Annotated in this window: 11 protein-coding genes; 7 read left to right on the forward strand and 4 right to left on the reverse strand. The window is 50.5% G+C overall.

Annotation, left to right across the window (positions count from 1 at the left end; all coding sequences use genetic code 11):
* The coding region (locus AB1690_01000; GenBank protein MEW6013877.1) for a BBE domain-containing protein at positions 1–82 on the forward strand (82 nt) is incomplete at its 5' end.
* 93 nt (positions 83–175) lie between these two features.
* Here the strand turns inward: AB1690_01000 and AB1690_01005 are convergent.
* Positions 176–529 (reverse strand): hypothetical protein, encoded by a 354-nt coding sequence (locus AB1690_01005; GenBank protein ID MEW6013878.1) that lies wholly within the window; start codon positions 527–529, stop codon positions 176–178.
* A 244-nt stretch (positions 530–773) separates the two neighbouring features.
* Between AB1690_01005 and AB1690_01010 the strand changes: the two genes are divergently transcribed.
* Positions 774–1277, forward strand: a complete 504-nt coding sequence (locus AB1690_01010) for a hypothetical protein (GenBank protein ID MEW6013879.1) — start codon at positions 774–776, stop codon at positions 1275–1277.
* Between the two features lie 72 nt (positions 1278–1349).
* On the opposite strand, the gene AB1690_01015 is transcribed toward AB1690_01010, so the two are convergent.
* Together AB1690_01015 and AB1690_01020 are read right to left on the reverse strand one after the other, a co-directional pair.
* Positions 1350–1478 (reverse strand): hypothetical protein, encoded by a 129-nt coding sequence (locus AB1690_01015; protein ID MEW6013880.1) that lies wholly within the window; start codon positions 1476–1478, stop codon positions 1350–1352.
* Positions 1479–1558: 80 nt separating this feature from the next.
* The gene (locus AB1690_01020; protein MEW6013881.1) at positions 1559–2305 is read right to left on the reverse strand and encodes a hypothetical protein; all 747 of its coding nucleotides are present in this window, start codon (positions 2303–2305) and stop codon (positions 1559–1561) included.
* Between the two features lie 148 nt (positions 2306–2453).
* Between AB1690_01020 and AB1690_01025 the strand changes: the two genes are divergently transcribed.
* On the forward strand, positions 2454–3047 hold the full coding sequence (locus AB1690_01025) for an outer membrane beta-barrel protein (GenBank protein ID MEW6013882.1): 594 nt from the start codon (positions 2454–2456) through the stop codon (positions 3045–3047).
* Between the two features lie 87 nt (positions 3048–3134).
* Here AB1690_01025 and AB1690_01030 read toward each other — a convergent pair whose 3' ends face one another.
* Positions 3135–4070, reverse strand: coding sequence for a tetratricopeptide repeat protein (locus AB1690_01030; GenBank protein MEW6013883.1), 936 nt, complete (start codon positions 4068–4070; stop codon positions 3135–3137).
* Between the two features lie 210 nt (positions 4071–4280).
* Here AB1690_01030 and AB1690_01035 point away from each other — a divergent pair, with 210 nt between their 5' ends.
* The 4 genes from AB1690_01035 to AB1690_01050 form a co-directional block, all read left to right on the forward strand.
* Positions 4281–5624 carry a two-component regulator propeller domain-containing protein gene (locus tag AB1690_01035; protein ID MEW6013884.1) on the forward strand — a complete coding sequence of 448 codons (1344 nt, stop codon included), beginning with the start codon at positions 4281–4283 and terminating at the stop codon, positions 5622–5624.
* Positions 5625–5688: 64 nt separating this feature from the next.
* A complete protein-coding gene (locus AB1690_01040) occupies positions 5689–7008 on the forward strand; it encodes a HAMP domain-containing sensor histidine kinase (protein ID MEW6013885.1) in 1320 nt (439 codons plus the stop codon).
* A 14-nt stretch (positions 7009–7022) separates the two neighbouring features.
* Positions 7023–8354 carry a sigma-54 dependent transcriptional regulator gene (locus AB1690_01045; GenBank protein ID MEW6013886.1) on the forward strand — a complete coding sequence of 444 codons (1332 nt, stop codon included), beginning with the start codon at positions 7023–7025 and terminating at the stop codon, positions 8352–8354.
* A gap of 176 nt (positions 8355–8530) precedes the next feature.
* On the forward strand, positions 8531–9053 hold a 523-nt coding region (locus AB1690_01050; GenBank protein MEW6013887.1), incomplete at its 3' end, for a hypothetical protein.

Below are 9053 nucleotides of genomic sequence, written 5' to 3' on the forward strand. Positions count from 1 at the left end.
TGAGCGGCTTTTGAAGGCAAAAAAGAAATATGACCCGCAGAATCTTTTCTGTATGAATCAGAATATTTCCCCCGACGAGTGAAATCCAGCAGGTTGTGCAGTTCAAAGTCTCCCCGATATTTTTCACTGCGGTGAAAGATATCGGGGGGGTACAATTTACTTGGCTATGTTGGGATTAGCCGGTTAACAACTGCTGAAGTTTTTTGTATTTGAATGGCATATCTATAAATATTTCTGCACCTGATGCCATAATTTTGTCTCGTAATTCAGGTGTATTATAGCCGCAAATTGCTATCACTCTGATCCTCGGATGCTCCGACTTTATCTGGCTTATCAATTCAGGAAGTTTAAACGGACTAAAATCTGAATTTGTTACTATTGCCAGGTCAAATATCTCTTGTTGCAGGGCGCTAATTATAATTTCGGAATCATTATGAGGTTCTATAGTGGTTAACTGCACTCCTGTGTCGCCAAGCACATCATGGAAGACGCTGTTTAGAACCTCATCGGCAGCGGCAAGTACTTTCATATATCTATTATCGGCGGTTTGAATTAATCAATAATATCACTACCGCGGGAAGTAGTTTGTCAATTCCTGTCACAGTCTAAGCAGGCCGAAGTTCCCCCCGATCTCTTTTCCCCCGGTGGAGAAAATACGGGGTTTCTGCAATTCCTGATTTCCATGTTATCATCGCCGTTCTTTCTTGCCAGAATTGCCGGCGAATCGTATATTTTCCAACAGATTGACCAACCGATAGAATCAGGAGGAGAAGATGAGAAAGATTTATCTGCTTTTCGCATTGCCCGCGGCGATACTTCTTTTCATTGCGCCCGCTCAGGCCGATATGCGTGACTTGAAAAGCGGAATCGGCATCCGGGCCGGCTATGGAGTCAATCCTGACCAGTTTATAATTGGCGGGCAGGCAATAATGGGAGCGCTGAAAGGGAGAGTCGATTTTTCCCCCAGTCTTGATTACGGCACCGGCGATAATGTTTCTTTGATTACGGCTAATCTTGACGGCTCTCTCAATCTGGTTTCCCCGCCCGGGGCGAAATTTCTCTTCTATGTCGGCGGCGGGCCGACCCTGGTCTTTGTTGACCCCGACAATGGCGACAGCGACACCGAAATCGGGCTGACTCTTTTAGGAGGGGTGAAAATCGCCGCCGGCGAGAAAAATTTCTACAATCTGGTGGCCCGTTTCGGGATTGGTGACGTTCCTGATTTCAAGATTCTCTTCGGGTATATGTTCGGGCTTGGCAAGAAGAGCGATAAATAGGATATGCGGGTCGAAAATCCCCCGATATTATGCAGATCGTCAACTAATATCGGGGGTGTCAATAATTGTTGACTACATAAACCGTCGTTCCACTGCTTGCAGTTCTTCAATCTTGACCGGCATCTCAATAAAGACATCAGCCCCGGCTACGGCAATGAAATTGACGATTTCTTTAGTTGCGTAACCGGAAATCGCAATCACAATTATCCCGGGGTGCTCCAGTTTTATCTGCCTTATTCTGTCAGTTCAACAGCGCCGTGTTAGCCGGTCGTAAGCCGGTTTTACATAGCGAGGCAAGGAATCATGCTACCGCAGGGATTCACCGATTTGATCGGCTCAAATTCAATCATGTTGCTGTATACGAACCTGCTGGCAATCTCCAATGCTTGTCCTAAGTGAATTCGATCCCTGCGAATCGGGACTCTGTAGTAAATATAAATTGATATTGAATTCTGCCTCTCCAGGACGAACCAGGTTCTTGCACCTTTCGGAGGATAGAGCCCCTGTATATCAAGCACTCCTCCCATAAATTGATTGAGCTTCTTGAGGCAGTTCCAGTCCTCATCAATCCGCAGGGTGTCCTGATACTGATTGTAAGTGAACTCGAAGCAGAGGTAAAGAGGGTCGAGCGAGCGCAAGACCATATCAAGGACGATGGTCGTGTCGGATGCGATGCTGACGTCATAAATCGTATCGGGGGGCCAGGAGTATCCGGTAAGATATTCAATGTTGTAGATTCCTGCATCGAGGGAGAATTCAAATCGAGAGTTTTGGTCGGTGAAGGTCGACAGTGGCGGCTTGCCGTGCGCAAAGAAGCGGATTGCTGCCGAATCTCCTGTTCGGGTGTAGAAACGGTTGTCGGCTTGAAGGTTATTGTTGAACCAATCACGAATACCGCATCTCCAGGCGTACAGAGTCCCGCTCACTGTCATCGGCGCCGAACTGCTGTCAACCGACGATATCTTCTCTTCGCAACTGCTCAAAAAAAGAACAGCCGCCGCCATAGTTATTATCAGTTTATTTATCATCTTGCCTCCCTCTATCATTAAATGATACCTCTATTACATGGACGAAATATGCCTCAAAATCGTAAAATTGTAAACGGCATCACAGAATCGAGGAGGATTAATTTCATCCGGGCTCCTGCCGATATTTAAATGAAAAGAGGAGGAGCAAATGCGCAAACTCATGATTCTTCTTGTGATTACCTTGATGGCGACGCCGGCGTTTGCTATTACCGGCCTTTCTATCGGGGTCAGAGGGGGCTGGGTCAATAACTATGACCAGGCCGGCCTCTCGCTGGGCGACTACAAAGCCGACCAGATGAATCTCTTTGGAGCCCAGATACGGCTCTCATCGCTGCCGATGGTCAACCTGATTCTGTTTGGCGATTATGCCTGGAAGAAAAATGAATATGATTTCGGCGGGCAGACTTTTGAATTCAAAATGCAGGATTTCAGCTTCGGGGCATCGCTGGTCTATCCTATCAAGTTGAAAGTGGTATCGCCCTATTTCGGAGGCGGCATCTCCAGCCATAATCTCAGCTACGACTATGTTAAGCCGCTTTCGCTGTCTCTCGATGATGAAGGGATTAACATACCGGGCTCGATGACTCGTCTGGGGTATCATCTTTCAGGCGGTGTCAATGTCACTCTTCCCGCGTTCCCAATCGGCATCAGCGCCGAATATCGCTGGAACTGGATTGATACGCCGGGTGAAGTAACCGATTACACCAGCCTGATTCTGGGTCTGAATTATAATCTTCCGTAAGGGGTTTTCGACAAGATTTTTCTGCCCCCGGCCTTCCGGTCGGGGGTATTTTTTTGCCTGTCAACGAAGCAGTTTTGCGCCCGGAGACTATTCTTTGTCCGGTGTGATGAGATTTATCAGACGCTGTGCAGATGACGAATCTTTTTTCAGAAGGAACTGGTACACTTCCTCCGCCTTTTCCGGCATATCGTTGTAAACATACGCTCCCCCCAGCGCTACCCGGGCATTCATGTCATCGGGACGAATCTTGACGGCCCGTTCAAATTGCGCCACCGCTTCGGGGAATCGCTTGCTCAGAATATAGAGCACCCCCAGATGTTGATAAGCGTCAAAATGACGCGGATTCAGCTCAATCGTTCTTTTATACGCCGCTTCGGCATCATCTTTCTTGTTAAGTTTATCTTTGACCACAGCCAGATTGTAAACATACCGCGGCTCGGCTGGATTGAGATTGACCGCTCTGGCGAAGAACGATTCGGCGTCATAAAGATGATTTCCCGCCATATGGACATTCCCCATCAGATACTGGAGCTCCGGGTCGGCGCTGTCTTTCTTGAGAGCCAGATTGAGCACCGAGGAGGCTTCGGAGAAACGCTTGTTATATACCAGCATGGTGGCAAGGTTGCGGGCGAAAGCGACATTGTCCGGCGCCAGCGACATCGCCTTGCGGTATGCCCGCAGGGAGCGGGCGGTATCGCCGGTCGCCTGATATGCCGCCCCCAAATTATTATAGATGTCGGCGTCGGCGGTATCCTGCTGCTGAGCCTTCTTATAGTAATCGAGCGCTTTCCAGAATTCCCCTTTCATCGAATGTATCATCCCGATATTCTTGAGAGCATTGGCATTATTCGGGTCAAGTCGAAGCGCCTGCTGAAAATTCTCAAAGGCTTCGGGGATACGATTGTCACTCAACGCCGCCCCGCCCGCTTTGAGATATATCGTCAGACTGTCCTCCAGCGGCGATTGTCCTCGGACCGGTAAAATAGCCAGGACTACAATACAGGCAATCAGCAGTTTTCTCATAGACAACACCTTCTCTTCAATTTCCATTAAATATTATACCTTCAAGGTTATAATTCGTTGCCCTCTTTGTCAAGGAGGCATTAGAATGCAACTTCTATGATTAAACCATTATCGCCGCTTAAACGTCTATAAATCTGATAAATATTTCCCATAATCTCTTTAATTGTCGGAAATTTGCTGTTATATTGTATGCCGCCAGGAAGGAGACTTATGAAGCTGTCCGCGCTTTTTCTAACTTTGATAATTACCCTCTTACTATTCCTGCCGTTTAAGGCCGAATCGGAATGGCTCTATTTCAATACCGACAACGGCATTCTGGAAAACGACTTCATTAATTGCCTTGCCATAGGTCCTGATAATAAAAAGTGGTTTGGCACATACTATCAGGGTCCAACCTTTGGGCTGATTTTTCGCTTTGATGAGGATTCTCTCTGGGAATTTTACCTTCCAGCCAATAACGATATGGGGACATCGTCGGTTATTGCGGTCGCCGCCGGTTCCGACGGCTATCTCTGGCTCGGAACTCAGACCGGCGGATTGGTCCGATATGACGGTTTTTCCGAATGGATACGCTACGACCTGGATACCGCTCTGCAGTATCTCCGCAATGTCTCTTCTCTGGCAATCGACACCGCCGGAAATATCTGGGTCGGCACGCTCGGAAGCGGAGTGGGACGGCTCTCCCCCGACAGCATCTGGAGCCGATTCGATACCGCCAATTCTCCTCTGGTCAGCAATCAGATAGTAAGCCTCTTTGCCGACCGTTATGGCGAGGTCTGGATTGGGACATTCGCCGGGATGAACCGTTTCAGCGAGGTCGGAGGCTGGACAACTTATGACTCGTCCAACAGCGGCTTGCCGGATAACACCATTCGCTGCTTTGAGCTTGATGCCGCCGGGCGCTTGTGGATTGGCACCAACCAGGGGCTGACCCTGTATGACCGTCAAGGGGGATGGCAGAATTTTGACACGGCCAACAGCGGTATCGCTTACAATCAGGTCGATGATATCATTATTGACAGCTCCGGCTATCTCTGGCTGGCGCACCCGTATCCGGCCGATAACCCAACCGAGATTCCCGTCAGCCGGTTTGACGGATTCGACAGCTGGCTGTCTTACAATCTCGACCACTTTCCCAACACCTGGTATGTATCGGTCAATGAAATGGCGGTCGATATGGGCGGAAATATCTGGTTTGCCACCAACGGAGAAGGGATATTCTGCCTGAAAAAAGACCCCACCGGTATTGCTGACGGCAGCGCGGATTTTACTCCCCGGGATTTTCAATTGCATCAGAATTATCCCAATCCCTTCAACCGCGGAACTATCATAGAATTCTCCGTTGCCGCCCGTTCCCATATTACACTTGAGATCTTTGACCTGCTGGGGACGCGGGTCGGCACCCTTATCGAGGCTGTCTATCCGGTCGGTCGGCATCGGGTAAGCTGGGACGGCCTTGACGCCGATGGGAAAAGCGTGGCGAGCGGTTTATATTTCTATCGTCTCACCTCTGATAGAGCCGCCGCCGCCGGCAAGATGCTTCTCCTGAAGTAAACCGCTTGTCCGGGCATCCATCTTTCCCCTTGACTTGCCATAGCGAGCTCTTGATAATAACAGGATGATTCCCCGCCGCAGACGAAATCTCGCCGTAATCATTTTCACGCTCCTGGTGATACTGCTGGTAAACCTCTCCTGGTGGTTCTTCTATCAGAGAGCGGAACGGAGCTTTGAAGAGCAGCTCTCGCGACGTCTCTCCTCTCTGGCTGTCCTGGGGGGACGACATCTCACCCCCCTTTCGCTCGAGCCCTACCCCTCCTCTGACCTTATCGGATATGACTTCATTATTGAGATTCTCGAGAGCATAAAGGAGGCCGATTCCCTCTCGGAAGTCTTTATAATCGACCCTGTTTACAGATATCTGGCAACCACCCAATTTGACGCTGATACCCTCTATTATCTAGCGGCTTTGAATCGACGTTATATCGATTCCGCCTTCTATATAGGGATGCAACAGCCGGTGGTGACCGGCGGCTATCGTGTCGGCGACCTGTTTCTCAAATCTGCCTTTATTGGGCTCACCGATACCGCCGGAGCGGTCACCGCTGTGCTGGGTATTGAGGCCGATATCGATTATTCTGATGACCTTCTCAGTCTGAAGAGAAATCTTTATCTTTCCGGCGCCGTTTCGGTCGGCAGCGGCATTCTTTTTGGCATTTTTTTCTATTTCGTTCAACGGCGGATAAACTCATCCGAACAGGCCCTTTTTCTGTCACAGGCGCAAGCCAACCTGGGACGAATGGTGGCGGTTGTTTCCCACGAGATCAAGAATCCTCTAATGATAATCCGCGCCTCAGCGGAACGTCTCAAGAGAACGCCGGATTTCCCGGAGGCGCAGTTTATTCTCGAAGAAACCGACCGTCTTAATAAAATTGTCTCCAATTACCTGGGGATTGCCGGTGGCAGAAGAAGCCTTCAGACGGTCAGTGTTGAATTGAATGAGCTGCTCCGGCAGGTCCATGACCAGTTTTCCAGGCGGTTTGAAGCAGACGGCATATCTCTCCAACTGAGCCTCTCTGAGAAAGAACTTCATGCCATAGCCGACCCCTCCGCGCTTCGTCAGGTAGTTCTCAACCTGATACTGAATGCCGCCGATGCCGTCCGGGGGATACCGGATGCTGTCATTGAGCTTCAGACGGAGACGTCCGGTGACAAAGCAGTCATCCGCGTCATTGACATTGGCCCCGGTGTTCCGCCCTCAGTCTTGAAACATATCTTCGAGCCGTTTTATACGACGAAGACAAGCGGCTCCGGGCTGGGGCTTTTTCTGTCCAAAAAACTGGTTACTGAAATGAAGGGCGATATCTCTGTACAGAGTAAAAAAGGCGGACCAACCGAGTTCAGGGTGGAACTCCCCGCCGCCGATAAAAAGGATGCTTAACCGCAGGATTCTCTATGCCAAATGTGCTGGTTATTGATGATGAGCCAAAGATGACCTTACTGGTGAGCAACGCCCTCCGGGAGGCTGGTTTCGACGCCACCGGCGTTTCTGACCCCACCGAAGCCCTCAAATTGATGGAGAGCCGCTCTTTCGATATTATAATTACCGACCAATCAATGCCGAAAATCAGCGGTATCGAAATCCTGGAAAAAGCCCGGCAAAAGGGAGAAGCCGAGGTCATTCTGATGACCGCTTATGGCACCGTGGAGTCGGCGGTCGAAGCGATGAAAAAAGGGGCCGCCGATTATATCCTCAAACCGTTTGCCATGGAAGAATTAATCCTTCTCTGCCGCAAACTTTCCGACCGGCAGCGTCTCACCGACTTGACTGCTCTTTACTCCGATGAAATCAAAAATCTCAACTATGACCAGTTCATAGGACATTCCCGCGCCGCCATGGAAATGCTGGGACTGATTTCCAAAGTAGCCGCCACCGATACCACGGTGCTCCTGACCGGAAAATCAGGAACCGGCAAAGAGCTGGCGGCGCATCTGATACATCAGAATTCAAATCGGAAAAATAAGCCGTTCATCCCGGTTAATTGTGCCGCTCTGGCAGAGACTCTTCTTGAATCGGAGCTGTTCGGTCACGAGAAAGGAGCTTTTACCGGAGCCGTCGCCCGCAAGAGAGGGCGATTCGAGTTGGCTGATGGCGGCACCATCTTCCTGGATGAAATCGGCGAAATGTCCCCGGGCTTGCAGGCAAAACTGCTCCGGGTCCTCGAAGAACGGCAATTTGTCCGGGTCGGAGGCGTTGATAATGTTGCCACCGATGTGCGGGTAATCGCCGCGACCAACCGCAACCTCAAAGAAGAAATCACCCGCGGAAAATTCCGCGAAGACCTCTACTACCGGCTGAATGTTTTTCCTATCCATGTCCCGTCACTGGCGGAGAGAAAGGAAGATATCCCATCTCTGGCAGAATATTTCCTCAAAAAGCGGCAGTATCGTCATCCCCGGCTCTCTACCGAGGTGGTCGCCTTGCTGACCTCTTATCATTGGCCCGGAAATATCCGCGAACTGAAAAATATTCTTGAGAGGGGGATGATTCTGGCGGGAGGAGAGCCGCTCGAGATTGAGCATATCGGTATCGAAGATGAAACCGAAACCGCCCCTCTCTTGACCGAGAACCCGGCCGCCCTTCCCGGCGGTCTGGAAGCCTCCGAGAAAGAGATGATTTTGAAAGCGCTGGAGAAGACCGGTGGCAACAAAACCGAAGCGGCCCGGTTGCTGAAAATCACCCGACGACGCCTATATTCTCGAATGAAATACCATGATATTAAGTAACGCCTGTTCAAAAGAAAACTGGACTAAGCCGTCCATCTGTACCCCAGGGTACATTGCAGAGCCATCACGCGACTCCAGCAGGTATTGTAACCTATTGAAAACTAATATATTATGATTAGCAGCAATTCGGCATATTATTTGACGGGTACTCCTGTGGAATATACAAAGGAGACCAGATGAAAAGAAAGCTCACGATATACTTCGCCCTTATCTCAACCGGTCTTTTCCTCGCGGTCGGCGCCCAGGCACAGATGGCGCAAAGCCGCTTTGAGTCCGAATATGGTCGCACCAGTGAGATTATCGGGCGTGCCCAGACCCTCGTCAATGAAGCCAAAACCAGGTTGCAGGCCGAAAGCGGTGTCAATTTGGAACCGGTACGGCTGGCTATCGGAAAAGCCGAAGTTCTTCTGACGGCGGCTCTGGAGCTGCAGGTTCGTGCCCGCGCCTTTGGGCAGGGACATATGTATCTGGAAGGCATAAAAGCGACCGTACAGGCGCGGGAGCGCGCCTGGCAGGCGGTGGCTGCTATCAGGCAGGCCGGCGAGCGTTTTGTCCGTCAGGGAGAGGAAAACGAGAATCTCGTCCTGCGGCAACTGGAGAAAACCGATGACCTGCAGAACCGGGTTCGCGAGGAGATGCCGGAGGAGCCGGGACGGGCCCTGGCCGCCCTCTTCGACACCGCCCGCGACAATCAACTGC

The organism is Candidatus Zixiibacteriota bacterium (assembly GCA_040753495.1).
In the GTDB taxonomy this organism is placed as follows: domain Bacteria; phylum Zixibacteria; class MSB-5A5; order GN15; family PGXB01; genus DYGG01.